The following is a 23,677-nucleotide window of genomic DNA, read 5'->3' as shown; positions in this document are numbered from 1 at the left end:
TGTGAAGCGAGATCGAAACAATCGTTTCAGTCAGGTCAATTCGCGCGCGAGGTCCAGCAGGTCGTGGTCGCGTCCGGGGGCGGCGAGCAGGCACACCCCGCAGGGCAGCCCGGAGGAGGTGCGCAGCGGGACGGTCACGGCCGGGAGGCCGCCGATGCTGGCGACGCAGGTCAGCGCCAGGGTCGCCTCCCGGGTCGCCTGGAGCCGGGCGGCGAGCCCGTCCCCGAGCAGTGGGGCGACCGTGGGCGCCGCGGGCAGGACGAGGACCTGGTCGTCCACGAGCGCGCGGATCGTCTCCCGGGCGGCGACGACCACGGCCCGGGCGGTCGCCGCCTCCTCCTCGCCGACCGCGCCGGCCCGCTCGAAGCGGGCCCGCACGTCGGCGCCCAGCGTGTCGAGGCGGTCCGCCAGCCACCCGCCGTGCGCCTGCCAGGCCTCCCACGCCTGGAGGGTGACGAAGGCGTCGCGCCAGCTCGCGAGCTCGTCCACCGGCCACGTGCGTGGTCGCGGCGTCCGCGGCTGCCAGCCGGCGACCGCCGCGGCCACCTCCACGTCGGCCAGCTCCAGCAGCGCGGGCACGGTCACCAGGCGCCGATCGGCGGAGGTCGTGGTGCCCGGCACCAGGACGGCGCCGACCCGCGCGAGCAGGTCCGCGTCGCGGGTCAGCCAGCCCACGGCGTCGAAGCTCGGCGCCAACGGCAGCACGCCGTCGCGCGCCACCAGGCCGTGGCTGGTGCGGATGCCGAACAGCCCCTGGTACGCCGCCGGCACCCGGATCGAGCCGCCCGTGTCGGTGCCCAGGCCGATCGAGGCCTCGCCCAGTGCCACCGCCGCCGCCGACCCCGAGGAGGAGCCGCCGCTGATCCGGCCCGGCGCCGCGGGATTCGGCGGCGTCCCGTGGTGGGCGTTGGTGCCGGCCAGCGAGTAGGCGAACTCGTCGGTCTGGGCGATCCCGCGCAGCGACGCCCCGGCGGCGAGCAGCGCGGCCACGACGGGAGCGTCCGCGTCGGCCGGGGTGGTGGCGGCCAGCCGCGCCGGGTTGCCGGCGCCGACGGAGAGCCCGGCGACGTCGTAGAGGTCCTTGACGGCGACGCTCTCACCCGCCAGCGGACCGGTCGGGCTGCCGTGCAGCAGCGGGTCGCCGAGCAGCTGCCAGACCCGCTCGTCCCAGCGGCTCACGGCCCGGCCGGGAAGTCGCTCTTGCGGATCCGCGCGTGCACGCCCTTGACCACGTCGACGACCTGGGAGATGTCGAAGTCGGTGGCCGCGCTGAGGTAGGCGTAGGCCAGGTGCGGCGCCATGTCGTAGCGGGCGCCGAGCAGCCCGATCGCCGCGCGCACGCAGTTCTGCACCGCCACGTCGAGGTCGGGGTCGAGCCCGGTCGGCACGAGGTGCTCGGCGGTCTCCGCCAACGGCCCGGCGAGCTCGCCGAAGCGGCGCACGGCGTCCTCCCGGGGGACCACGTCGAGCCGGACCGTCGCACGGAGGGAGGCCTCCAGTGCGGTCAGCGAGACCTCGCCGTCACCCTGCGCGAAGTGCGGGTCGCCGACGTAGGCCAGCGCTCCGTCGACCTGGACCGGCAGGTAGAGGGTGGCGCCGGCCGTCAGCAGGTTGATGTCGAGGTTGCCGCCGAATGGTCCGGGAGGCACCGAGTGCGGGCGCTCGGACGCCGCGCTCGCCACGCCCATGATCCCGAGGAACGGCGCCAGCGGGAAGGACACCACCGGCTCGCCACCCTCGCGCAGCGGGAGCCGGGCGTGCGTCCCGTCCTCGGTCACCGCCGCGAACACCGAGACCGTGCGCCCGTCGGCCGGCAGCTCGCCGGGCAGCGCGCCCTTGCCGTGACGGTTGGACACGACGCCGTACCGCACCCGGGGGAGGGTCTCCACGACGGTCATCGCGAGCAGGTCGCCGGCGCGGGCGCCGCGCACCCGCACCGGGCGGGACACGACGTGCGGCCCGTCCACCCCGAGCGTGCGCGGCAGCGGGGACGCCGCGAGCGCCACCGCGTCGTCGAGCACCTCCTCGGCCGGCACGCCGTGCCGGCGGAAGAAGGCGCGCGGGTCGCGGCCCTGGTCCTCCAGGATCCCCTCGTGGCTGACCGTGTCGAAGGTGACCTCCGTGCCCGGGTCGACGCTCAGCACCGGGGCGTCGGCGGCGCAGGGCAGGCGGCCCCAGTGCACCGTGCCGGGCTCGGCCGGCAGGTACGTCGCCGACCGGATCGGACCGGTCCCGGGCTGCAGGATCACCCCGCGCAGCCTAGGAGCGGCATGCGTCGGGCGTGTTACGTCCCGGTTCGGGTCAGGAACCGAGTCCGGAGCGGCGCATCCCGAAGATCCAGCGCCGGCGCGGGTGCTCGGTGACCGACCACAGCGACTCGGTCTCCGGCCACCAGACCAGGTCCTCGGGGCCGATCGGGGTGGCCCAGCGGTGCTCGCGGAAGCCGCCGGGCGTGCCGACGTACATCGAGCCGGGGTAGACCGGCGTGCGCGAGGCGGTCGCGTAGAACCGGCCGTCGACGACGGCGACGCCCTGCATCCGGGCCTGGCCGCGGTCGTCGATCTCCGGGACGTAGCGGCCCTCGGTGTCGCCGGTCAGCAGCGCGGTCGCCGGGTCGATCTCGAAGCGCGCGAAGCGCCGGGTCTGCTTGAGCGAGCCGTACTCGCCGACCACCAGCGCCGGCTCGCCCCGGCTGCGGTCGATGGTGAAGAACGAGAACCGCAGCCGCGCGGTGCCCTCGTCGCTCACGCCCTGGTAGATGAAGCGGACCGGCAGCACGTAGCGGTGTCCCCAGGTCTCGTACGACGAGCCGGCCGGCACCCGCAGCAGGTCGTCCCACCGGCAGGTGTAGAGCCCCTTGCCGGTGCCGCCGACGTGCAGGTAGTCGCCGTGCCACACGATGCCGCCCGCGTGCACCTTGAGCGGGCGGAGCCCCGGCACGCCGTCCTTCAGCGTCGGGGTGACCAGCAGGACGTGGCCGTAGCGGCGGCGGGCCACGTCGACGACGCTGATCCGCGCGCCGGAGCCCTGCTTGGAGTACCACGACGTCGCCAGCACGTCGTGGCCGTGCCGGTCGCGGAAGCCGGTCTCGGCCGAGGTGGTGATGCCCTGCGGCATCCAGGTGGGGTCCCGGCGGTCGGGCGCGTCCCAGGTGTAGGCCGCGGTGACCTTGCGGCCGAGCAGCCGCGGGCTGGGCGCCCATGTGCGGCGCAGGCGGCGGACCAGGTCCGGGACCATGCCGTCGATGCCGACCCGGCCGCCCCCGTCGGCCGCGAGCGCCGCCGCGAGGGCGTCGATCTCCGCGACGTTCTCCTCGGTGCGGGTCAGGTGCAGTCCGGCCACGGCCGTCACCGTAGCCGACGCCCCGAGCGGGGCTGGGTCAGAATGGAGCCGTGAGGGGCATCTTCTTCGACGAGGAGCACGCGCGCTCGGCGGCGCTCGCGCTGGTGCGCGGCGGCTACCAGGCCGAGGTCGTCCGCGAGCGGCTGGCCGGCGAGGACGACGACGAGGACCACCCGTGGGCGGTGGTGACCGACGCCCCGGAGGTCCAGCTCGACCTGCTGGTGGAGATGTACGACGGCTGGCTGGACGACGAGAGCGACGACGGCCCCGCGCCGGTGCAGCCGTTGGTGCTGCCGGACCGGCCGCTGCGGGTCAAGCGGCCGGATCGGCCCTAGCCCGCAGCGCAGGCGAACGGGCCCTCGCCGCGCGCCCAGGCGGCGACCAGCTGCTGCCGGTCCGACCAGGGCGCCTCGGCCTCGACCACGTCACCGTCGCGGGAGACGTCGAGGTCGGCGTCGAACCCGGTCCGCGGCGCGCTCTCCTCCAGGTAGTCCGCGAGCGCCTTCTCGTCCGCCTCGGCGCCGTCGCCGTCGAACAGCCGGACCGCGGCCACCGGTTGGTCCGGACGGACGAACAGCGCCATCGCGTCCGGCGTGCCGAGGTCGCCGGAGAGCTCCTCGGCCTGCGCGGGGCTGGTCCGGGCGCCCGCGCCGCACAGCGGCTGGGTGGAGACGGCGGCGTACGCGAGGTCGTCCTGGTCCTCGGCCCGGTCGAGCAGGTCGCCGAAGGCACCTTCGTCGGCGAGGGAGTCGGCGTCGTCGGTGCTCGCCCTCGCCGCCGCCTCGGCGTCGCCGCCGGTGAGGATGACGGACTCGTCGGGCACCAGGGCGATGTCGAGCAGCTGGGCGGGGTAGCGCCCGCCGACGAGGCCGTTCGGGTCGGCCTTCTCGAGGTCGGCGTGGAAGACCAGCCGGTCGTCGGGGCCGCTGCGCTCGTAGCCCGCGTCGAGGAGGTCCTCGGCGACCTCGTCGAAGTCGAGGTCGCGCTTCATCCGCCAGACGCGGGCCAGCCCGCCCTCGCCGGTGCCGGTGGCCTCCCACTCGATGTCGTCGTCGCCGAAGGCGGCCCCGTCCATGGCGCGGTCCCACACGGTGAGGGCGGTGCCGAAGTCGTCGCCTGCCTTCGCGCGGTCGACGAAGGTGACCGAGGTGGTGCCCGCGGGCAGGTACTCCAGCGCCTTCTCCACCCGTGAGCTGCCGTCGAGCAGGCCGCAGCCGGCGAGCCCGGAGGCGAGCAGGGCGAGAGCGGCTGCGGGCACCACGCGCCGCCCGAGGGTGTGCGTCATGGGACTCATCATTACGCTCCAGATCATGAGCGAAACCGCGGCCCACCGTCTGCTGCTCGTCCACGCCCACCCCGACGACGAGTCGATCGGCCAGGGCGCGACCATGGCCAGGTACGCCGCCGAGGGTCGCGGGGTCACCCTCGTCACCTGCACGGCGGGCGAGATGGGCGAGATCCTGGTGCCCGAGCTGGAGCACCTGGCCGCTGACAAGGAGGACCGGCTCGGCGAGCACCGGCGCGGCGAGCTCGACGCGGCGATGGCCGCGCTCGGCGTGACGGACCACCGCTTCCTGGGCGGCTTCGGCACCTACCGCGACTCCGGGATGAAGTGGCACGAGGACGGCCACGCGATCGCCGCCGACGACATCCACGACAACGCCTTCTGGCACGCCGACCTCACCCAGGCCGCGACCCACCTGGTGGAGATCATCCGCGAGGTGCGCCCGCAGGTGCTGGTGACCTACGACGAGTTCGGCGGCTACGGCCACCCGGACCACATCCAGGCCCACCGGGTCGCGATGTACGGCGCTCAGCTGGCCGCCGCGCCGTCGTACCGCCGGGATCTGGGGGAGGCCTGGGAGATCGACAAGATCTACTGGGGCGCCATCTCGGAGAGCCGCATCCGCGAGGGGCTGCGCCGGATCCGCGCGTCCGGCGACACCACGACCTTCGAGGGCATGGACCCCGACGGCGACCTGCCGCCGATGTTCCGCCCCGACGAGGACATCTCGTGCGAGGTCGACGCGAGCGCGTACGTCGAGCAGAAGCTCGCCGCGCTGCGGGCGCACGCCACCCAGATCACCACCGACGGGCCCTTCTTCGCGCTGTCCAACAACCAGGGCGCGGAGGCCTTCGGGCGCGAGCAGTACCGCCTGGTCAAGGGCGTCGCCGGGGACACCGACGGCGACAACGGGTGGGAGACCGACCTGTTTGCCGGCATCCCCGGCTGACCGGTACGACGCGATGACGCTGCTGGCACGCGGCGGGCTCGTCGTGCCCGCGCTCCTCGCCGGTGCGGCGGTCTCGGTGTGCACCGTCCTGCTGCACGGCTACACCTGGGGCCTGGTCCTGGGCACGGCGACCACGCTCGCCGCCCTGGTCGCGCTGCCGCCGGGCTGGTGGGCCCGGCTGCCGTTCGCGCTCGGCTGGGTCGTCGTGCTCTGGCTGGGCACCACCCGCCGGGCGGAGGGGGACTACCTGGTGGCCTCCGACACGCGCGGCTACGCGCTCCTGGTCGTCGGGATGCTGGTGCTGGCCGGTGGCTTCGTCGGCCTGGTCCGCCGGGGTCCGGCGGACCAGGCCGAGTCCTGAGCCCGCGTCGTCAGAAGCTGGTGGCGACGTCGTCGATGACGAAGCTCGTCTGGAGGCTGGAGTCCTCCGTCGCGGCGAGCCGCAGGGTGATCGTCGTGCCCTTGTAGGCGCTGAGGTCGATCGTCTTCTGCGACCAGGTCGACTTCGGCGTGGAGGCGTTGGAGTAGGAGTGCTTCGTGGTGCCGTTGACCTGCACCGTCGCCTTGTCGTAGACCGTGCTCCCGCTCTCGGCGGTGTCGATGCGGATCCAGTAGGTCAACGTCGGGCTGGCGGCGTCGGCCGGCACGGCGAAGGACTGGGAGACCTCCTCGCTCGTGGTCGTGCCGTGGCTGCCGAGCCAGAGCTTCCAGGAGCCGGTGTGGGCGGGGCGGCCGGTGCTGTTGGTGATCCGGCTGACCGATCCGGTCCACGCCGTCGCACCTGACTCGAAGCCGCCGTTGGCGAGCGGGCCGCCGACGGGCGTCGTACCGCCGCCATCGACCGCGGTGTGCCAGATCGTGTAGGCGAGGCCGTCGGCGGAGCGGTCGAGCCCGGTGACGTTGATGTTCGAGGGGTACTTGTCGCACGCCGAGTGGTAGCAGGGGTCGTACGCCGAGCCGGCGGTGCCGCCCCACTTGCTCGCCTGCGCCGAGGTCTTCCGGGCGCTCGCGCCCATCGCGTAGCCGGACGTGGGGATGCCGTAGTTCTCGAACGAGTAGTCGTCGGAGCGGCCCGCGCCCTCGACGTTCTCCTCCGGCTGGAGGCCCAGGGAGTCCCAGTAGGCCTTCATCGGAGCCGCCGCGGCGGTGGTGATGTGGTTGATGAAGTAGCCGCCGTTGGTGGAGGCGACCATGTCGAAGTTGTAGTAGGCCTTGATCTGGCCGCGCTGCGCGCTGGTGAGGCTCTTGACGTAGTGGGCCGAGCCGTTGAGGCCCTGCTCCTCGTCGGTCCACCACGCGAAGCGCACGTGCCCGGTCAGTGTCGGGTTCGCCTTGGCGAGCTGCAGCGCGTTCTCCAGCAGGATCGCCGAGCCCGAGCCGTTGTCGTTGATGCCCGGTCCGGCCGAGACGCTGTCGAGGTGGGCGCCGAACATGTAGGTCTTGCTGGCGTCGCCGCCCGGCCAGTCGGCCACGACGTTGTCGGAGGGGTAGTCGCAGGTCGTGCAGCGCTGGAGGGTGACGGTGTAGCCGGCCGCCTCCAGGGTGCTCTTCACGTAGCTCGTCGACGCGGTGTAGCCGGCGCTGCCGGCGCGCCGGTTGCCGTTGTTGGCCGTCGCGATGTCCTGCAGCTTCTGCAGGTGCGCCTGGACGTTGGCGACCGGTACATCGGGCGCCGCGGCCGCCACGGTGGGCGCCTGTGCCCCGGCGGTCGGCGAGGAGAGGGTGAGCAGGGAGATCGCCGATGCGACGGCGAGCGCCGCCGTACGGCGACGGGGAGTGTGGTTCATCCCGAGAAACTTCCTTCCGGTGGGCGTGCGACGACAGCAATGAATCGACGTCCGATGTCCCCGGGCAGGAAATTCTTATCGGATGAGGGGCCTCCGGCGGAAGGGCTGGCAGGGAATCCCTGTCAGGCGTCGGCGGCGCCGAAGTGCGCGAGGGTGTCGCGCCGCAGCCCCGCGACGGTGTGCGCGACCATCCGCGCGGCGAGCCGCTGGGCGGTGACCGGGCCGTTCGGCTCGATGACGAACTCCCAGGTGAAGGTGCTCGACCCCGGGCCCGGCACCACGGTGTAGCGCTCGGCGAGCCGCCGGAAGAGCGGCACCGTGGCGGACTCGACGACGAAGGCGTTGACGTAGCCGCGCTGGGGGTCCTCCTCCCACCGGAAGTAGCGCTCGTTGATCGTCACCCGGTTGGCGAGGGTGACCGTGCGGGTGGTGCCGACACCGAACGGCTCGGGGGAGGTCCACCGCACCTCGTGCAGGCCCTTGCACCAGCGCAGCGGCCGCTCGCCGTGCAGGTCCGCCCAGACCTCGGCCGCCGGCCGTGCGGTGGTCAGGGTGAAGACGTAGTAGTGCGGGTTCTCGTCGTCGAACGGGTTCTCGCCGAGAGGCTGCAGTGCGAAGGACGCCACGAAGGTCTCCTGGGCTGGGGGTGCTCGCATCCTAGGGAATCCGCGGTCCCGGCCACCCGCGATTCCGGGGCATTCGGGAGGGCTCCTTAGGATGGCGCGCGTGACGATGTGGCAAGGGATCTCGGGCGACGGCTCCGAGAAGCGCGAACGCCCCGGCGGCAAGGCCGTCGTCGCGGTCGTCGTCGTGCTCCTGCTGCTCGTCGTCGGTGGGTACGCCGCCGCGCACGCCGTCGCGGGCGACAAGCTCCCGCGGGGTGCGAAGGTCTCCGGCGTCGACGTCGGGGGGATGACCCGGTCCGCCGCGCTCGAGGAGCTCGAGCGCGAGCTGGGCCCGCGCGCCGACGCACCGGTCAAGGTGCGGGTGGAGCACGCGCTCCCCGGCCGCGACGCCGCGGACGACACCACCGTGAAGCCGTCCGCGATCGGGATGAGCATCGACTACGCCGCCTCGGTGGACGCCGCCGGTGCCGGCGCGAGCTGGAGCCCGAAGCGGCAGTGGGACTACTTCGCCGGCGGCGAGGACACCGACGCCGTCGTCCGGGTGGACGAGGACCGGTTCGACACCCAGCTCACCGCGCTCTCGAAGGGCCTCGGCACGCCGCCGAAGGACGGCCAGGTCCGGTTCACCGCGCAGGGCGTGGAGACGGTGCCGCCGGTGGCCGGTGAGGCGATCGACGCCGACGCCGCCCGCGAGACGCTCGCCGACGCCTTCCTGTCCGGCACCGACGAGGTGACCCTGGAGGTCACCAAGGCCCAGCCCGAGGTGGACGCCGCCGAGGTCGCGGAGGCCGTGAAGTCCTTCGCCGAGCCGGCGATGGCCGCCCCGGTCACCCTCGCCTTCGGCAAGAACAACGTCGTCCTGGCGCCGGCGAGGTTCGCCGCCGCGCTGTCGATGAAGCCCGAGAACGGCGCCCTGGTCCCGGTCGTCGACCAGGCGGTGGTGACCAAGCTGGTCGCCAGCGCGACCTCCGACGGTAAGCCGGTCGACGCGACCGTGCGCCTGGTGAAGGGCAAGCCGCGCGTGGTGCCGGCCAAGCCGGGGGTCGAGTTCGACCCGGCCCAGGTGGTCGAGGTCTTCCAGGGCCTGCTCACCCAGCCCGCCGGCAAGCGCAGCGGCACGGTCGACGCGAAGGTCAAGGAGGCGGCGTTCACGACCGAGGACGCCACGAACCTCAAGATCGTCGAGAAGGTCTCGGAGTTCTCCACGCACTACCCGCACGCCGACTACCGCAACACCAACATCGGCCGCGCGGCGAAGCTGATCGACGGCACGGTGCTCAAGCCGGGCGAGGAGTTCTCCCTCAACAAGATCGTGGGGGAGCGCACCGCCGAGAACGGCTTCACCGAGGGCTACGTGATCAGCAACGGCATCCTCAAGCTCGACCTCGGCGGCGGCGTCTCGCAGATGGCGACCACCACCTTCAACGCGATGTTCTTCGCGGGCCTGAAGGACATCCAGCACAAGCCGCACTCGTTCTACATCGACCGCTACCCGGTCGGCCGCGAGGCCACGGTCGCCTGGCCGACGGTCGACCTGCGTTTCGAGAACGACACCGACCACGGTGTGCTGATCCATGCCTGGGTCGAGCCGAGCAGCTACTCGCGCCAGGGCACGGTGACCGTGCAGATGTGGTCCACCAAGGTCTGGGACATCGACTCGAAGACCTCCGAGCGCTACGCGTACGTCGGTCCGGCCACCCGCACGCTGACCACCTCCGACTGCGAGCCGCACACCGGCTCGTCCGGCTTCCAGGTCGACGTCACCCGGATCTTCCGCAAGCACGGTTCCTCGACCGTCGACCACACCGAGAAGTTCCACACCAACTACACGCCGGCCGACACGGTGATCTGCAAGAAGCCCGGCCCGCCGCCGAAGCAGCAGCCGGGCGACGACTGAGCCGGTCGCGGACCGAGGGGTGACACCGGTCACGTTCGCGCGTTGAATGCTGACGTGCGCTCCCTCCTGGTCTCCCTGCTCGTCGTCCTCGGCGTCCTCACCGCGGCCCCAGCGGCGCGGGCCGACACGATCCTGCCGACGCTGCCCACCGCGCCCGAGGGCGACATCCCGGGCACCAACGACTGGTCCTGCCGGCCGACCGCGGCCCGGCCCACGCCGGTCGTGCTCGTGCACGGCACCTTCGGCGACCGCCGCCACCTGCTCGAGCCGCTCGCCAAGGCGATCAAGGCCCAGGGGTTCTGCGTCTTCTCCCTCGACTACGGCAACCGGGGCACCGGCGACATCGTGACCTCGGCCGGGGAGCTGAAGGCCTACGTCGCCAAGGTGCGCGCCGCCACCGGCGCCGCCAGAGTGTCCCTGGTCGGGCACTCCCAGGGCGGGATGATGCCGCGCTACTACATCAAGCTCCTCGGTGGCGCGTCCTTCGTCGACGACCTGGTCGGCATCGCGCCGTCCAACCACGGCACGATGCTGATCCCGGCGCTCAACCCGATCGCCGGCCTGCTGCCCGGCGCGGTCTGCGTCTCCTGCAACCAGCAGGCCTGGGGCTCGGCGTTCCTGGCGAACCTCAACGCGGGCGACGAGACGCCGGGCGCGGTGAGCTACACCCAGATCACCACCCGGTACGACGAGGTGGTCGTCCCGCACACGTCCGGCTACCTCGTCGCCGGCCCGCTGACCACCAACCTCACGATCCAGGCGAGGTGCCCGCTCGCGATCGCCGACCACCTGCTCGTGCCGACCAACCGCACGACCATCGCGCTCACCCTGGACGCGCTGACGCACAGCGGGCCGGCCCGCGCGTCGTACCAGCCGCCTTGCTAGGGTGTAGAACACGTTCTAGTTCAGGAGGCTCCGTGAGCGCCACCCCGGTCGTCGAGGGCTGGTTCACCACCGGCGCGGAGCCCACGCTCCTCGCCTCCCGGTGCACCACGTGCAGCAACGTCGTGTTCCCGCCGGTCGCGGACGACGCCGTGTCCTTCTGCCGCAACCCCGCCTGCGCGGGGGAGGAGCACACCTCGGTGCCGCTCGCCCGGCGCGGGACGGTGTGGTCCTACACCGACGCGCAGTACCAGCCCCCGGCGCCGTACGTCCCGGCCACGGAGCCCTACGTGCCGTTCGCGCTGGCCGCCGTCGAACTGCCCGAGGGCCTCGTCGTGCTCGGCCAGGTCGCCGACGGCTACGGCGTCGCGGACCTGCGGGTCGGCGCCGAGGTCGAGCTGGTCGTGGAGACGCTGAACGCCGACGAGTCCGGCGAGCGCACCATCTACCGCTGGAAGCCGGTGGCCGCATGAGCGTCGCGATCGCCGGGGTGGGCATGCACCCGTGGGGCAAGTGGGGCCGCAACTTCACCGAGTACGGCGTGCACGCGGCCCGGGCCGCGCTGTCCGACGCCGGCATCGCGTGGTCCGACGTCGACCTCGTCGTGGGCGGCGAGACCGTCCGCAACGGCTACGCCGGCTACGTCGCCGGCTCGACCTTCGCCCAGGCGCTCGGCTGGAACGGCGCGCGGATCGCGACGTCGTACGCCGCCTGCGCGACCGGTGCCCAGGCCATCGACACCGCCCGGGCGCGGATCCTGGCCGGGCTGTCCGAGGTGGCGCTGGTCGTCGGCGCGGACACCACGCCCAAGGGCTTCCTCGCGCCGAACGCCGGCGAGCGCTGGAACGACCCGGACTGGCTCCGCTTCCGCCTGCTCGGCATGACCAACCCGGCGTACTTCGCGCTCTACGCGCGCCGGCGGATGGACCTCTACGGCGCCACCAACGAGGACTTCGCGCAGGTGAAGGTCAAGAACGCCCGGCACGGCCTGGCCAACCCCAACGCCCGCTTCCGCAAGGAGGCGAGCGTCGCGGACGTGCTCGCCTCGCCGGTGGTCTCCGACCCGCTGCACCTGCTCGACATCTGCGCGACGTCCGACGGCGCCGCCGCCGTGGTGCTGTGCAGCGAGGAGTACGCGCGCAAGCACGGCATCGCGCAGCCGGTGCGGGTCGCGGCGGTCTCCACGGTCACCCCGACCTTCCCCAACACGGTGATCGACATGCCGCTGCTGTCGACCGACTCGTCCGCGGTGACCGGCGTGCCGGAGCGGACGTTCAAGGAGGCGATCGGCCAGGCGGCGTACGACGAGGCGGGGATCGGGCCCGAGGACGTCGACGTCGCCGAGGTCTACGACCTGTCCACCGCGCTGGAGCTCGACTGGATCGAGGACCTGCAGCTGTGCAAGCGCGGGGAGGCCGAGGTGCTGCTCCGCGCGGGCGAGACCACGATCGGTGGCCGGATCCCGGTCAACCCCTCAGGTGGACTGGCCTGCTTCGGCGAGGCCGTCCCGGCCCAGGCGATCGCGCAGGTCTGCGAGCTCACCTGGCAGCTGCGCGGACAGGCGACCGGGCGCCAGGTCGAGGGCGCGAAGGTCGGGATCACCGCCAACCAGGGACTCTTCGGGCACGGGTCGTCGGTGCTGCTCTCCGTATGATCGACTGAATGGCACGTCTCGACGCGCACCGTCTCGGGCGCCGGCTCGCCGAGCTGGTGGCGACCTACGACGTCCCGGGGGCGTCGGTCGCGGTGCTCGCCGACGACGAGGTGGTCGAGGCGGCCGCGGGTGTCGTCAACCTGCGCACCGGGGTGGCCACGACGCCGGACTCGCCCTTCCAGGTCCAGTCGGTGACGAAGCTGTGGACCGCCACCCTGGTGCTCCAGCTCGTCGACGAGGGCAAGATCTCCCTCGACGACCCGGTCCGCCGCCACCTGCCGCGGTTCCGCACGTCCGACGAGGAGCAGAGCGCGGCGATCACCGTGCGCCACCTGCTCACCCACACCGGCGGCTTCGAGGGCGACCTGTGGCCCGACGTCCGCGACGACCGCCGCCGGCTCGGCGAGCTCGTCGACAAGCACGTCGCGAACGCGCCGCAGCACCTGCCGCCCGGGCACCTGTACTCCTACTGCAGCGCCGGGATGGGAGTGCTCGGCCGGCTGGTCGAGGTGACCCTCGGGCTGTCCTACGACGCCGCGCTGCGCCGCCGCCTGGCCGAGCCGCTCGGCGTGCGCGGCCTGGCCGTCGACGCCGGCGAGGCGCTGGCCCACCGCAGCGCGATCGGCCACCTGGACGCCCGGGCCGGACAGCCCGCGCGGCCGTTGCGCACCTGGTCGCCGATGCCCGCCTCCAACCCGGCGGCCGGCAACACGCTCGCGATGCCGGCGAGCGGGCTGGTCGCGCTGGCCCGGATGCACCTCGCCGACGGGATCGGGCCGGGCGGGCTGCGCCTGCTGTCGCGGGAGAGCGCCCGGCTGATGCGCACCCCGCACGTCGCCGTCCCGGCGAGCGAGGGCGCCCGGCAGGGGCTGGGCTGGCGGCTGCCGGTCACCGGGGTCGCCGAGCACGGCGGGGACGCGATCGGCTGCGGCGCGATGCTGCGCACCGTCCCGGACGCCGGGGTGGCGGTGGCCGTGCTGGTCAACGGTGGGGCGATGGCCGCGCTGGTGTCGATCCTGTGCGCGGAGCTGCTCGACGACCTGGTCACGCTGCCGGGGCCGCCGGAGGTGCCGGCGACGACCGGGGCCGACCCGGCGTCGTACGTCGGGAGGTACGCGCTGCGCAACGAGGTCTCCGAGGTCACCACGGATGCCGCCGGGCGGCTCTGGCTGACCCGCACCGAGCGCGACGAGGCGGTCGCGACGGCGACGCGCGCCGGCGAGGTGCTCACGCCGGTGACCGTCGAGCTGCGGCGGCTGGCGGGCGAGCAGTTCGTCCGGGTGGACGCGAACGGGGACGCGGCCGGACGGGTGGAGTTCGTCGAGGGCGGCCGCTTCCTGCACAGCGGGCGGGCCGCGCCCCGGGTCTAGGACTTGCGGAGGATCTCCCACACGACGTGCTCGCCGGGCAGGCCCTTCAGCTCGACGGCGTCCCGCTCGACGAGCACGACGGCCGCGTCGTCGTCCAGCGCCTCGCGGACCGCGTCGCTGGCGAGCACCTCACCGCCCTTGGCCAGGTCGGCGACGCGGGCCGCCATGGCGACGTTGCGCCCGAAGTAGTCGCCGTCGCGCGCCACCACCTGGCCGGTGTGGATGCCGATCCGCACCTGGATCGGGCCGTGCCGGCGCAGCGTCGGGTCGCGCGGCAGGTCGCGCTGGATGCCGAGCGCCGCCCGGCAGGCGGCCTCCGCGTCGCGGAAGGCGACCATGAAGCCATCGCCTGCGGTCTTGACCACCTGGCCGCGGTACTTCTCGATCTGCGCGCGCAGCACCCGGTCGTGCGCGGCGAGCACCTTCACCCAGGTGCTGTCGCCGAGCCGGTCGTTGAGCGGGGTGGAGTCTTCGATGTCGGAGAAGAACAAGGTGACCGTGCCGTCGGAGGCGGCCATGTTGAGGATGTCCGCGCGCTCCTCGGTGGCCCAGCTCTGCAGGTCCTCGACCGTGCTCTGGATCAGCCCGGCGATGCCGCGCTCGCGGACCCGGGAGGCGGTGCGCAGCATGCGGCGCATCGCCCGCTCGGCCGAGGTCGAGGGCGGCGGCGGGCGCAGCGCGGCGTCCAGGTCGGACTCCAGCTGGGTGATGTGCGCGCCCAGCGCGACCAGCTCGGCCTGCAGCCGGGCCCGGTCGCGGGCGAACAGCACGACGAGCACGACGAGCGCCACGCAGAGCGCTCCCAGCACGATCGCCACGGCCGTCACGATCGAAAGCGTAGAGCGACGACAGCCGTTGTGTGAGCGCAGTAGCGTGAGACGGTGACCACTTCGGCTCCCGGAATCTCCACCCTCGGCGCCCTCCGCGCCTCCGGCCACCAGCAGAAGTCGCTGCGGGCCGAGCTGCGCGCCAACCTCCTCGACAAGCTCGCCCGTGGCGAGGACCCGTGGCCCGGGCTGCACGGCCTGCAGGACACGGTGATCCCGCAGCTGGAGCGGGCGATCATCGCGGGCCACGACCTGGTGCTGCTCGGCGAGCGCGGCCAGGGCAAGACCCGGCTGCTGCGCTCGCTCGTCGGGCTGCTCGACGAGTGGACGCCCGTCATCTCCGGCTCCGAGCTGGGGGAGCACCCCTACGAGCCGATCACGGTGGCGTCGAAGGCCGCCGCGGCGTCGTACGGCGAGGACCTGCGGGTGTCCTGGCGCCACCGCGACGAGCGGTACGCCGAGAAGCTCGCCACCCCGGACACCTCGGTCGCCGACCTGATCGGCGACGTCGACCCGATGAAGGTGGCCGAGGGCCGCTCCCTCGGTGACCCCGAGACCATCCACTTCGGCCTGATCCCGCGCTCGCACCGCGGCATCGTCGCCATCAACGAGCTGCCCGACCTCGCCGAGCGGATCCAGGTCGCGATGCTCAACGTGATGGAGGAGCGCGACATCCAGATCCGCGGCTACGTCCTGCGGCTGCCGCTCGACGTGTTCGTGGTCGCCTCGGCCAACCCGGAGGACTACACCAACCGCGGGCGCATCATCACCCCGCTCAAGGACCGTTTCGGCGCCGAGATCCGCACCCACTACCCGCGGGCCCTGGACGCGGAGATCGCCGTCGTGCGCCAGGAGGCCGACCTGCTGGACGGGCAGGTCGACGTGCCCGACTTCCTGGTCGAGATCCTCGCCCGCTTCACCCGCAACCTGCGCGAGTCCAGCGCCGTCGACCAGCGCTCCGGTGTCTCCGCCCGGTTCGCGATCGCGGGCGCCGAGACGATCGCCGCGGCGGCGCTGCGGCGGGCGACGATCGCGGGGGAGGACCGGGCGGTGGCCCGGGTCGTCGACTTGGAGACGGCGGTCGACGTGCTGGGCGGGAAGATCGAGTTCGAGTCCGGCGAGGAGGGCCGTGAGGCCGAGGTCCTCACCCACCTGCTGCGCACGGCGACCGCCGAGACCGTCCGCGAGCGTTTCCGCGGGCTCGACTTCGCGCTGCTCGTCGAGGCGGTCGAGGACGGCGCCACGATCACCACCGGCGCCGCGGTCACCGCTCGCGACGTGCTCGCCGGGCTGCCCGTGCTGGGCGAGTCCGACCTCTACGACCAGGTCTGCGAGCGGGTCTTCGGCCCCGGTGGCGGTGCCTCCGACGGTGAGCGCGCGGCCGCGATCGAGCTCTCCCTGGAGGGGCTCTTCCTCGCCCGCCGGATCGGCAAGGACAGCGACGGTTCCGAGACGGTCTACGGATGAGCCGCTACCGCCGCTACGACGGCGGCGACCCGCTCGCCCCGCCCGTCGACATCGCCGAGGCGCTGGACGCCATCGGCGAGGACGTGATGGCCGGCTACAGCCCCGAGCGGGCGATGCGGGAGTTCCTGCGCCGCGGCGGCCAGGACCAGGCCGGGCTCGACGACCTCGCCCGGCGGGTCGCCGAGCGGCGCCGTGAGCTGCTCCAGCAGCACAACCTCGACGGCACACTCAACGAGGTGCGCGAGCTGCTCGACAAGGCCGTGCTGGAGGAGCGCAAGCAGCTGGCCCGCGACGCGATGATGGACGACGGCGACCGCGCCTTCCGTGAGATGCGGATGGAGAACCTGCCGGACTCGCCGGCCGCTGCAGTGACCGAGCTCGGCGACTACGACTGGCAGTCGAGCGAGGCCCGCGAGGCCTTCGAGCAGATCAAGGACCTGCTCGGCCGCGAGCTGCTGGACCAGCGCTTCGCCGGCATGAAGCAGGCCCTGGAGAACGCCACCGACGAGGACCGGCAGGCGATCAACGAGATGCTCTCCGACCTCAACGACCTGCTGGAGAAGCACGCCCGCGGCGCGGACACCCCCGAGGACTTCGCGGAGTTCATGGCCAAGCACGGCCAGCACTTCCCGGAGGACCCGCAGGACATCGACGAGCTGCTCGACGCGCTCGCCCAGCGCTCGGCGGCGGCACAGCGGATGCTCAATTCGATGAGCCCGGAGCAGCGCGCCGAGCTGATGCAGCTCTCCGCGCAGGCCTTCGGCTCACCCGCGCTGATGGACCAGCTCGCGCGCCTGGACCAGAACCTCATGGGCCTGCGCCCGGGCGAGGACTGGGGCGGCTCCGAGCAGTTCGGCGGGGGCGAGGGGCTGGGCCTCGGCGACGGCACCGGCGTCCTGCAGGACCTCGCCGACCTCGACAGCCTCGCCGACCAGCTCGCCCAGTCCTACGGCGGCGCGAGGCTCGACGACATCGACCTCGACAAGCTCGCCAAGCAGCTCGGCAACGAGGCCGCCGTCGACGCCCGCACCCTGCAGGAGCTCGAGCAGGCGCTGCGCGAGTCCGGGGCGATGGAGCGCGGCTTCGACGGCGAGCTCCGGCTCACCCCCAAGGCCATGCGCCAGCTCGGCAAGGCCCTGCTGCGCGACGTCGCGGAGAAGATGTCGGGGCGCCAGGGGCAGCGCGACCTGCGCCAGGCCGGTGCGGCCGGCGACCTGTCGGGCGCGACCCGGGCCTGGGAGTTCGGCGACACCGAGCCGTGGGACCTGCCGCGGACCATCCTCAACGGCGTGCTGCGGCGGGCCGGCGATCCCGAGGGCCGCCTGCTCGCGATCGACGACGTCGAGGTCGCCGAGACCGAGGCGCGCACCCAGGCCGCGGTGGCACTGTGCGTCGACACGTCGTTCTCGATGGCGATGGACGGGCGCTGGGTGCCGATGAAGCAGACCGCGCTCGCGCTGCACACCCTGATCGGGCAGCGCTTCCGCGGCGACAGCCTGGAGCTGATCGGCTTCGGCCGGCACGCCCAGAGCATGCGGATCGAGGAGCTGACCGCCCTCGACGCGCGCTGGGCAAAGGGCACGAACCTGCACCACGCGCTGCTGCTGGCCAACCGCCACTTCCGCAAGCACCCCAACGCCCAGCCGGTCCTGCTCATCGTGACCGACGGCGAGCCGACCTCGCACCTGGAGTCGAGCGGTGAGGTCTTCTTCTCCTACCCGCCGCACCCGGTGACCATCGCGCTCGCCGTCCGCGAGCTCGACAACGCCCGCCGGATCGGCGCCCACACCACCTTCTTCCGGCTCGGCGACGACCCGGGACTGGCCCGGTTCATCGACTCGATGGCCCGGCGGGTGGACGGCTCGGTGGTGGCCCCCGAGGCCGGCGACCTCGGCGCCGCGGTCGTCGGGTCCTACCTCGGCTCGCGCCGGGGCGGGCGACCAGGCTCCGGTGGTCCGGGCTCCTACGGCGACTTCTTCGGCTCGCGGGGCTTCTGGGTGGGCTGACGCCCGCCGGAAGTGGCCTCCGCGGGCCGCCGGACGCGAGAATCGCGACGATGTCCGACCTCGCTCCGAGCGTCCTCGCGCTCCTGGCCCTGGCCGCGGTGACGGCCGGCTTCGTCGACGCCGTGGTCGGTGGGGGCGGGCTGGTCCAGCTGCCGGCCCTCCTGCTCGCCCTGCCCGGTGCCACCCCGGTGCAGGTCCTGGCGACCAACAAGATCGCGGCGGTGTGCGGGACGGCGGCGAGCTCGGCGACCTACTACCGCCGGATCCGCCCCGACCCGCGCACCTTCGTCCCCCTCATGGCGCTCGCCCTGGCCGGCGCCTTCACGGGCGCGCTCGCCGCGTCCCGGATCCCGCGCGAGGCGTTCGAGCCGATCGTGCTGGTGGCCCTCGTCCTCGTCGGCGGGTACGTCGTGCTCCGCCCCCGCCTCGGCGAGGGCACCGAGCTGCGCTTCTCCGGCCACCGGCACCTGGCGGCCGCGATGGCGGTCGGCTTCGTGATCGGCCTCTACGACGGCATCCTCGGCCCCGGCACCGGCAGCTTCTTCGTCTTCGCGCTGGTCGGCCTGCTCGGCTACGACTTCCTGCAGGCCAGCGCCAAGGCGCGGCTGGCCAACCTCGCCACCAACCTCGGCGCGCTGCTGCTCTTCGTCCCCAGCGGCGCCGTGCTGTGGGACGTGGGCCTGCTGATGGGCGCCTGCAACCTGCTCGGCGGCTACCTCGGCGCGCGCACCGCGGTGGCCCGCGGGGCCCGCTTCGTGCGGGTCTTCTTCATCCTCGTGGTGAGCGCGTTCGTCGTACGGATCGGGGGCGGTGTGCTGGGGCTCTGGTGAGCCGTAGGCTCCTGACGTGAGCATCCCCGTCGACCCCGCCGACCTCCGCACCGCGCTCGCCGGCTTCGCCAGCGGCTACCTCCTCACCACGGCCTCTCCCCGGGTCAAGGTCGTCACGGTCGACCCCGTCGTCGACGACGCCGGCCGGCTGCGGATCGCCGGCCCCGGCCGGGGCACGCTGGCCAACCTCGCCGCCAACCCCGAGGTCACCGTCGTCCTCCCGCCCGTCGAGCGGCACGGCCACACGCTGCTCGTCGACGGCACCGGCGCGGTCGAGGGCGAGGACGTCGTCGTGACGGCCACCGCGGCGGTGCTGCACCGCCCGGCGGCGCACGCCGACGGCCCGCTGCCCGGCGACGGCTGCGGCCACGACTGCGCGCCGGTGACCGGATGAGCCCGTTCTGGGTCTCCGCCTTCCTCGACAGCGCGCCCGAGCACCACCAGGAGGGCGTCGGCTTCTGGCAGGCCGCGACCGGCTACGCCATCTCGGCCCCGCGCGGCGAGGACGGTGAGTTCGCGACCCTGGTGCCGCCCGACGGCGACGACTTCCTGCGCGTCCAGCGGCTCCGGCACGGCCCGGACCGGGTGCACCTGGACCTGCACGTCACCGACCCGCGCGCGGCCGCGGACGCGGCGGTGACGGCCGGTGCGGTCGAGCTCGTCGACCGGGGGTACGTCGTGCTCGCCTCGCCCGGCGGCCTGGTGTTCTGCTTCGTGGACCACCCGGCGGCGCGCCGGCCCGCCGCGACGAGCCACGCCGACGGGTCGGCCTCGCGGGTGCGCCAGGTCGCCATCGACGTCCCCCGCGCGGCATACGACGTGGAGTGGAGGTTCTGGGCGGCGCTCACCGGCTGGGAGCACCGAGTGTCGACGATCTCCGAGGCGTTCCGCGTCTTCGACGCGCCGGGGGGCCAGCCGCTCGGCCTGCTGGTCCAGCGCCTCGACGAGGAGGACGGCCCGGCCCGCGCCCACCTCGACTGGGGTACGACGGACCGCGCCGCCGAGACCGAGCGGCACCTCGCGCTGGGCGCCCGGGTGCTCGCCCAGCACTCCCACTGGACGGTCCTGAGCGACCCGGTGGGCCGCACCTACTGCCTGACCGACGGAGACCCGGCATGACCGAGCTGACCGACCTGCGCGCCTTCCTCGATGCGCAGCGGGCGACGCTGCGGCGCCAGGTCGCGGGGCTCGACGCCGACCAGCTCGCCCAGCGGCTCGCGCCCTCCACGATGACGCTGGGCGGGATGCTCAAGCACCTCGCCTACGTCGAGGACTTCTGGCTGCACGTGATCCTGCTGGACCAGCCGCCCACGCCGCCGTTCGAGGCGGTCGACTGGGCGCGCAACCGCGACTGGGACTGGGACAGTGCCGCCGAGGACAGCCCGGAGGAGCTGCACGCTCTCTTCGAGGCGGCCGTGGCCCGCTCCGACGCGGCCCTGGCCGCGGTGGACGGACCGGAGGCGCGGGCCGCGCGCGGGCGACGTCGTACCTCCGAGCCGCCGACGGTGCGCTGGCTGCTGCTGCACATGCTGGAGGAGTACGCCCGCCACTGCGGGCACGCCGACCTCATCCGGGAGAGCATCGACGGCGCGACCGACCTCTAGGCGGGCGTGAAGCCGGGCAGGAACTCCTGCAGCAGCGCCCGGAACGGCGCCTCGGCCTCCAGCTGGCTGAGCACGCCGACCCCGCCGAGCCAGGTCCGGTGGATCAGCACGTACGACGGCGGCAGGTTCAGCTTGATGCTCACCGTGTACGCCGGGTCCTTCGGGTTGTTGATCCGCTGGAACTGCTCGCGCATCCACACCCGGCTGAACCGGAAGCGCTCCACGAGCGTGGGGTCCACGAAGGGCGAGAGGTAGTCCATCAGCAGCTGCGGCTCGATCCGGATCCGGTCCTTGAGGAAGCCCTCCTCGCGCAGGCCCTGGATGAGCGCGTCGCCGTCGCCGGCCGCGCACAGCGTGATCAGCCGGCCCATCGGCTCGGGGAGCCCGCGCTGCGGCAGGCGCGCAACGGCGCCGTAGTCGAGCACGCCGATCCGCCCCGGCGTGCCGTCCTCGTTCGGGATCACCCGGAAGTTGCCCGGGTGCGGGTCGGCGTGCAGCAGCCCGGTGCGTGCGGGGCCGCTGAACAGGAACCGGGTGAAGATCTCGCCGTAGTGGTCGCGCTCGGCCTGCGTGCCGTTGGCGATGATCGTCGCCAGCGAGCCCGCCGAGTCGAGCCACTCGGTGACCAGGACCCGGGGGCCGACTGCCACGACGTCCGGTACGACGATGAAGGGGTCGTCGCGGAAGGCCGCCGCGAACTCGCGCTGGGCCTCGGCCTCGAGCTGATAGTCCAGCTCCTCCTTCGCGCGGGCCTGGACCTCCTCGACCAGCGGCTTCATGTCGACGCCGGGGATGAGTGGCCCGATCGCCCGGGCGGCCCGGGCCAGGGTGCGCAGGTCGGCCATCAGGGCCTCGCCCGCGTTGGGGTACTGCACCTTCACCGCGACCCGGCGGCCGTCGTGCCACCGGCCCTCGTGGACCTGCCCGATCGACGCGGCGGCCGTGGGCGCCCCGTCGAGCCAGGTCAGCTGGTCCTTCCAGGCCGCGCCCAGGTCCTCGGCGAGGATGTCGCGCACGGTCTGGGTGGGCATCGGGGGAGCGGAGTCCTGGAGCTTGGTGAGCTGCTCGCGGTAGGGCGCCGCCATCTCCTCCGGCAGCGCCGACTCCAGCACCGAGAGCGCCTGGCCGAACTTCATCGCCCCGCCCTTGAGCTCCCCGAGGGTGCGGAAGAGCTGCTCGGCGGTGCGCTGCTGGATCTCGCTCATCACCGCCTCGGCGGGGGCTCCGCCGAGCCGCTTGCCGAACCCGACGGCGGTCCGGCCGGCGTACCCGAGCGGGAGCGCCGCGAGCCGCGCGGTGCGCGCGGCCGCCTTGCGGGGGAGATCAGCCATGGGTCCATTGTCGCGGCGACCGCAAGCCGGTGGCGTCCGGTGTCACCGGTAGGCCTCGACGCGGACCTCGCCGGCCCGCAGCTCCTGCTGGTCGCGCACGCACTTGGCGAGGGCGAAGGAGGAGTTCACCAGGAAGAGGGCGCCCAGGCAGAGGAAGGCGCGGATCCACCCGTCGACCGGGAGGAAGTAGATGCCGCCGACCATGAAGATCAGCGCGGCGGCGAAGGAGATCGCGGACTGGAGGTAGAAGGCGTAGGTCGTCTTGGTCATGCCGAGAAGGTTGTCGCGTCGCGGGGTGGCGGTGCCTGAGTCGGGCTACTCAACCGGCATAGCATGCGGCACGTGACGACCCCTGAGCCCGCGGCCGCCGAGGCCGAGCACGAGGTGCACGCCAGCTGGCCCGAGCTGTTCTTCGACCTCGTGGCCGTCGCCGGCGTCTCCGCGCTCGCACACGTCCTGGTCGGCGATCTGTCGCTGGAGGGCCTGGGGCTCTACCTGGTCATGTTCCTGGCGTTCTGGATGGCCTGGACGTCGTTCATGCTCTACGGCAACGTCCGCGGCGAGCAGGCCCTCGCGCTGCGCCTGCTGCTCGGGATGTTCGGGATCGGGGTGATGTCCGCCTGCGTGCCCGGGATCGCCCACGGTGTGCTCGAGGGGCACCGGCCCGAGCAGATGACGGTCTTCGCGGCGGCGTACGTCGCGGTGCGGGTCGTCGGCTCCAAGGCCTTCGACCGGCAGGTGGTCCTCGACTTCCCCGTCGTGCAGCAGAGCCTCAGCACCGTGCCCTGGCTGGTCTCGATCTGGGTCGACGACCTGCACGTCGTCATCGCGCTGTGGGTCGCCGGCCTCGCCATCGACGCGCTCGGCGTCGTGATGGTCTCCAGCGACGAGATGCTGGAGAAGGCCGAGGAGCGCTACCGCGAGGTCGAGCGACGGGTCTCCCGGCGCCCCGGTCGGGACGAGGGCCGGTCCCAGGAGCTGCTCGACCGCTTCCGGCTGGTGCCGGTCAGCGGCTCGCCCGAGCACCTGGCCGAGCGGATGGGGTTGTTCATCATCATCGTGCTCGGCGAGGGCGTGGTCCAGGTCGTGCACGCCGCCTCCGAGGCCGAGCCCGCGCGCGGGCTGCTCCTGAGCGGTGGGCTCGCCTTCGCGCTGCTGTCCGGGCTGTTCGGGCTCTCGGTGCGCTACGGCTACGCCGGCGTCCCGCACCTGCGCCCCGGCGTCCTCCCGGTCCGCTTCGCCCTCGGCGTCCACGGGCTCGTCTCGGCGCTCCTCGCCGCCGTGGCGGTCGCGCTCGCCGGGGTGGTCGAGCACGGCCACGAGCCGCTCGGCGACGACCAGCGCTGGCTGCTGTGCGCCTGCGTGGCGGCGTACTTCGTGATCGGCCTGGCCGCCGCGCTCGGCGCCCGCGGCACCCGGCCGAGCTGGTCGCTGGTGTGGCTGGTCACCGGGGTGGTGCTGCCGCTGGTGCTCGGCCTCGTGGGCGGGGAGCTGGGAGCCACCGCGCTGACGGGGATGCTCCTGGTCGCCGTGCTCGCGCACGTGGTGGCGGAGGCCCGGCTGGAGGCCCGTGTCGCCCCGGCGCCGCCGGGTAACGCAGGTCCATGACCGACCAGAACCGCATCGAAGCGATCCAGGCCGTCGTCGACCGCGTCACCTCGTGGCAGGACGGCGCCACCGAGGGGACCGTGGCCGAGGAGCTGCGCAAGGGCGCGGACGAGGTCGGCGTCGACCTCTCCGACGACGACGTCCGCAAGCTGGCCGACGCGATCGAGGACGAGCACGCCACGGTCGACGCACAGGCCGTGCTCGGCGCCTAG

Annotated in this window: 25 protein-coding genes; 16 read left to right on the top strand and 9 right to left on the bottom strand. The window is 73.4% G+C overall.

Going from position 1 to position 23,677, the window contains the following annotated elements; translation table 11 throughout:
• Positions 1–30: 30 nt before the first annotated feature.
• The 3 genes from MRBLML1_RS09225 to MRBLML1_RS09215 are packed head-to-tail and all read right to left on the bottom strand — an operon-like array spanning position 31 to position 3,342.
• Entirely contained in the window at positions 31–1,179 is a 1,149-nt protein-coding gene (locus tag MRBLML1_RS09225) for an amidase (RefSeq protein WP_364514627.1), read from the bottom strand.
• On the bottom strand, positions 1,176–2,249 hold the full coding sequence (locus tag MRBLML1_RS09220) for an acetamidase/formamidase family protein (protein ID WP_364514624.1): 1,074 nt from the start codon (positions 2,247–2,249) through the stop codon (positions 1,176–1,178). The genes MRBLML1_RS09225 and MRBLML1_RS09220 overlap by 4 nt, the downstream gene beginning before the upstream one ends.
• Before the next feature lie 52 nt (positions 2,250–2,301).
• Positions 2,302–3,342, bottom strand: a complete 1,041-nt coding sequence (locus tag MRBLML1_RS09215; protein ID WP_364514621.1) for a hypothetical protein — start codon at positions 3,340–3,342, stop codon at positions 2,302–2,304.
• Between the two features lie 50 nt (positions 3,343–3,392).
• On the opposite strand from MRBLML1_RS09215, the gene MRBLML1_RS09210 reads away from it, so the two are divergent.
• Entirely contained in the window at positions 3,393–3,677 is a 285-nt protein-coding gene (locus MRBLML1_RS09210) for a hypothetical protein (protein WP_364514618.1), read from the top strand.
• On the opposite strand, the gene MRBLML1_RS09205 is transcribed toward MRBLML1_RS09210, so the two are convergent.
• Positions 3,674–4,627 (bottom strand): hypothetical protein, encoded by a 954-nt coding sequence (locus tag MRBLML1_RS09205; protein WP_364514615.1) that lies wholly within the window; start codon positions 4,625–4,627, stop codon positions 3,674–3,676. The two genes, MRBLML1_RS09210 and MRBLML1_RS09205, sit on opposite strands and share 4 nt — an antisense overlap.
• 25 nt (positions 4,628–4,652) lie before the next feature.
• On the opposite strand from MRBLML1_RS09205, the gene mshB reads away from it, so the two are divergent.
• Positions 4,653–5,576, top strand: a complete 924-nt coding sequence (gene mshB / locus MRBLML1_RS09200; RefSeq protein WP_364514612.1) for an N-acetyl-1-D-myo-inositol-2-amino-2-deoxy-alpha-D-glucopyranoside deacetylase — start codon at positions 4,653–4,655, stop codon at positions 5,574–5,576.
• Between the two features lie 13 nt (positions 5,577–5,589).
• Positions 5,590–5,937: a hypothetical protein gene (locus MRBLML1_RS09195; RefSeq protein ID WP_364514610.1), complete on the top strand. Its 348-nt coding sequence runs from the start codon at positions 5,590–5,592 to the stop codon at positions 5,935–5,937.
• Between the two features lie 10 nt (positions 5,938–5,947).
• On the opposite strand, the gene MRBLML1_RS09190 is transcribed toward MRBLML1_RS09195, so the two are convergent.
• A complete protein-coding gene (locus MRBLML1_RS09190; protein WP_364514607.1) occupies positions 5,948–7,363 on the bottom strand; it encodes a M28 family metallopeptidase in 1,416 nt (471 codons plus the stop codon).
• A gap of 122 nt (positions 7,364–7,485) precedes the next feature.
• Positions 7,486–7,989 (bottom strand): SRPBCC family protein, encoded by a 504-nt coding sequence (locus tag MRBLML1_RS09185; protein WP_364514605.1) that lies wholly within the window; start codon positions 7,987–7,989, stop codon positions 7,486–7,488.
• A gap of 106 nt (positions 7,990–8,095) precedes the next feature.
• Between MRBLML1_RS09185 and MRBLML1_RS09180 the strand changes: the two genes are divergently transcribed.
• The 5 genes from MRBLML1_RS09180 to MRBLML1_RS09160 are packed head-to-tail and all read left to right on the top strand — an operon-like array spanning position 8,096 to position 13,792.
• Positions 8,096–9,886, top strand: coding sequence for a VanW family protein (locus tag MRBLML1_RS09180; protein WP_364515628.1), 1,791 nt, complete (start codon positions 8,096–8,098; stop codon positions 9,884–9,886).
• A gap of 54 nt (positions 9,887–9,940) precedes the next feature.
• Positions 9,941–10,771 carry an esterase/lipase family protein gene (locus tag MRBLML1_RS09175; RefSeq protein WP_364514602.1) on the top strand — a complete coding sequence of 277 codons (831 nt, stop codon included), beginning with the start codon at positions 9,941–9,943 and terminating at the stop codon, positions 10,769–10,771.
• Positions 10,772–10,803: 32 nt separating this feature from the next.
• Positions 10,804–11,241 carry a Zn-ribbon domain-containing OB-fold protein gene (locus tag MRBLML1_RS09170; protein WP_364514599.1) on the top strand — a complete coding sequence of 146 codons (438 nt, stop codon included), beginning with the start codon at positions 10,804–10,806 and terminating at the stop codon, positions 11,239–11,241.
• On the top strand, positions 11,238–12,422 hold the full coding sequence (locus tag MRBLML1_RS09165) for a lipid-transfer protein (RefSeq protein WP_364514596.1): 1,185 nt from the start codon (positions 11,238–11,240) through the stop codon (positions 12,420–12,422). The genes MRBLML1_RS09170 and MRBLML1_RS09165 overlap by 4 nt, the downstream gene beginning before the upstream one ends.
• A gap of 8 nt (positions 12,423–12,430) precedes the next feature.
• A complete protein-coding gene (locus MRBLML1_RS09160; protein ID WP_364514593.1) occupies positions 12,431–13,792 on the top strand; it encodes a serine hydrolase domain-containing protein in 1,362 nt (453 codons plus the stop codon).
• Here the strand turns inward: MRBLML1_RS09160 and MRBLML1_RS09155 are convergent.
• The gene (locus tag MRBLML1_RS09155) at positions 13,789–14,619 is read right to left on the bottom strand and encodes an adenylate/guanylate cyclase domain-containing protein (RefSeq protein WP_364514591.1); all 831 of its coding nucleotides are present in this window, start codon (positions 14,617–14,619) and stop codon (positions 13,789–13,791) included. The genes MRBLML1_RS09160 and MRBLML1_RS09155 overlap by 4 nt on opposite strands.
• Positions 14,620–14,673: 54 nt before the next feature.
• On the opposite strand from MRBLML1_RS09155, the gene MRBLML1_RS09150 reads away from it, so the two are divergent.
• Genes MRBLML1_RS09150 through MRBLML1_RS09125 form a run of 6 tightly spaced genes read left to right on the top strand, consistent with a single transcriptional unit; the run spans position 14,674 to position 20,526 of the window.
• Positions 14,674–16,086: a magnesium chelatase gene (locus tag MRBLML1_RS09150; protein ID WP_364514589.1), complete on the top strand. Its 1,413-nt coding sequence runs from the start codon at positions 14,674–14,676 to the stop codon at positions 16,084–16,086.
• A complete protein-coding gene (locus MRBLML1_RS09145) occupies positions 16,083–18,092 on the top strand; it encodes a vWA domain-containing protein (RefSeq protein WP_364514587.1) in 2,010 nt (669 codons plus the stop codon). The genes MRBLML1_RS09150 and MRBLML1_RS09145 overlap by 4 nt, the downstream gene beginning before the upstream one ends.
• 50 nt (positions 18,093–18,142) lie before the next feature.
• Positions 18,143–18,922: a TSUP family transporter gene (locus tag MRBLML1_RS09140; protein ID WP_364514584.1), complete on the top strand. Its 780-nt coding sequence runs from the start codon at positions 18,143–18,145 to the stop codon at positions 18,920–18,922.
• Between the two features lie 16 nt (positions 18,923–18,938).
• Positions 18,939–19,316: a pyridoxamine 5'-phosphate oxidase gene (locus tag MRBLML1_RS09135; RefSeq protein ID WP_364514581.1), complete on the top strand. Its 378-nt coding sequence runs from the start codon at positions 18,939–18,941 to the stop codon at positions 19,314–19,316.
• Positions 19,313–20,041, top strand: a complete 729-nt coding sequence (locus tag MRBLML1_RS09130; protein WP_364514578.1) for a VOC family protein — start codon at positions 19,313–19,315, stop codon at positions 20,039–20,041. Before MRBLML1_RS09135 ends, MRBLML1_RS09130 begins: the two co-directional genes overlap by 4 nt.
• Positions 20,038–20,526 (top strand): DinB family protein, encoded by a 489-nt coding sequence (locus tag MRBLML1_RS09125; RefSeq protein WP_364514575.1) that lies wholly within the window; start codon positions 20,038–20,040, stop codon positions 20,524–20,526. The genes MRBLML1_RS09130 and MRBLML1_RS09125 overlap by 4 nt, the downstream gene beginning before the upstream one ends.
• Here the strand turns inward: MRBLML1_RS09125 and MRBLML1_RS09120 are convergent.
• Both MRBLML1_RS09120 and MRBLML1_RS09115 read right to left on the bottom strand, forming a co-directional pair.
• The gene (locus tag MRBLML1_RS09120; protein ID WP_364514572.1) at positions 20,523–21,857 is read right to left on the bottom strand and encodes an ABC1 kinase family protein; all 1,335 of its coding nucleotides are present in this window, start codon (positions 21,855–21,857) and stop codon (positions 20,523–20,525) included. The genes MRBLML1_RS09125 and MRBLML1_RS09120 overlap by 4 nt on opposite strands.
• Positions 21,858–21,899: 42 nt before the next feature.
• A complete protein-coding gene (locus tag MRBLML1_RS09115; RefSeq protein WP_364514569.1) occupies positions 21,900–22,127 on the bottom strand; it encodes a YiaA/YiaB family inner membrane protein in 228 nt (75 codons plus the stop codon).
• A 72-nt stretch (positions 22,128–22,199) separates the two neighbouring features.
• Between MRBLML1_RS09115 and MRBLML1_RS09110 the strand changes: the two genes are divergently transcribed.
• Together MRBLML1_RS09110 and MRBLML1_RS09105 are read left to right on the top strand one after the other, a co-directional pair.
• On the top strand, positions 22,200–23,465 hold the full coding sequence (locus MRBLML1_RS09110) for a low temperature requirement protein A (protein WP_364514566.1): 1,266 nt from the start codon (positions 22,200–22,202) through the stop codon (positions 23,463–23,465).
• Positions 23,462–23,677: a hypothetical protein gene (locus MRBLML1_RS09105; RefSeq protein ID WP_364514563.1), complete on the top strand. Its 216-nt coding sequence runs from the start codon at positions 23,462–23,464 to the stop codon at positions 23,675–23,677. The genes MRBLML1_RS09110 and MRBLML1_RS09105 overlap by 4 nt, the downstream gene beginning before the upstream one ends.

Origin of the sequence: Nocardioides sp. LML1-1-1.1, from assembly GCF_040676175.1 — a bacterium.
Taxonomy (GTDB): Bacteria; Actinomycetota; Actinomycetes; order Propionibacteriales; family Nocardioidaceae; genus Nocardioides.
The sequence above is the reverse complement of the archived record's forward strand: the minus strand, read 5'-3'. Positions and strand labels throughout refer to the sequence as shown.

Excerpts from the sequence above, each read along its gene's own strand:
- MRBLML1_RS09205 (WP_364514615.1), bottom strand. The coding sequence starts at position 4,627 with ATGACGCACACCCTCGGGCGGCGCGTGGTGCCCGCAGCCGCTCTCGCC.
- mshB (WP_364514612.1), top strand. The coding sequence starts at position 4,653 with ATGAGCGAAACCGCGGCCCACCGTCTGCTGCTCGTCCACGCCCACCCC.
- MRBLML1_RS09195 (WP_364514610.1), top strand. The coding sequence starts at position 5,590 with ATGACGCTGCTGGCACGCGGCGGGCTCGTCGTGCCCGCGCTCCTCGCC.
- MRBLML1_RS09190 (WP_364514607.1), bottom strand. The coding sequence starts at position 7,363 with ATGAACCACACTCCCCGTCGCCGTACGGCGGCGCTCGCCGTCGCATCG.
- MRBLML1_RS09180 (WP_364515628.1), top strand. The coding sequence starts at position 8,096 with ATGTGGCAAGGGATCTCGGGCGACGGCTCCGAGAAGCGCGAACGCCCC.
- MRBLML1_RS09165 (WP_364514596.1), top strand. The coding sequence starts at position 11,238 with ATGAGCGTCGCGATCGCCGGGGTGGGCATGCACCCGTGGGGCAAGTGG.
- MRBLML1_RS09160 (WP_364514593.1), top strand. The coding sequence starts at position 12,431 with ATGGCACGTCTCGACGCGCACCGTCTCGGGCGCCGGCTCGCCGAGCTG.
- MRBLML1_RS09145 (WP_364514587.1), top strand. The coding sequence starts at position 16,083 with ATGAGCCGCTACCGCCGCTACGACGGCGGCGACCCGCTCGCCCCGCCC.
- MRBLML1_RS09140 (WP_364514584.1), top strand. The coding sequence starts at position 18,143 with ATGTCCGACCTCGCTCCGAGCGTCCTCGCGCTCCTGGCCCTGGCCGCG.
- MRBLML1_RS09130 (WP_364514578.1), top strand. The coding sequence starts at position 19,313 with ATGAGCCCGTTCTGGGTCTCCGCCTTCCTCGACAGCGCGCCCGAGCAC.
- MRBLML1_RS09125 (WP_364514575.1), top strand. The coding sequence starts at position 20,038 with ATGACCGAGCTGACCGACCTGCGCGCCTTCCTCGATGCGCAGCGGGCG.
- MRBLML1_RS09120 (WP_364514572.1), bottom strand. The coding sequence starts at position 21,857 with ATGGCTGATCTCCCCCGCAAGGCGGCCGCGCGCACCGCGCGGCTCGCG.
- MRBLML1_RS09115 (WP_364514569.1), bottom strand. The coding sequence starts at position 22,127 with ATGACCAAGACGACCTACGCCTTCTACCTCCAGTCCGCGATCTCCTTC.
- MRBLML1_RS09105 (WP_364514563.1), top strand. The coding sequence starts at position 23,462 with ATGACCGACCAGAACCGCATCGAAGCGATCCAGGCCGTCGTCGACCGC.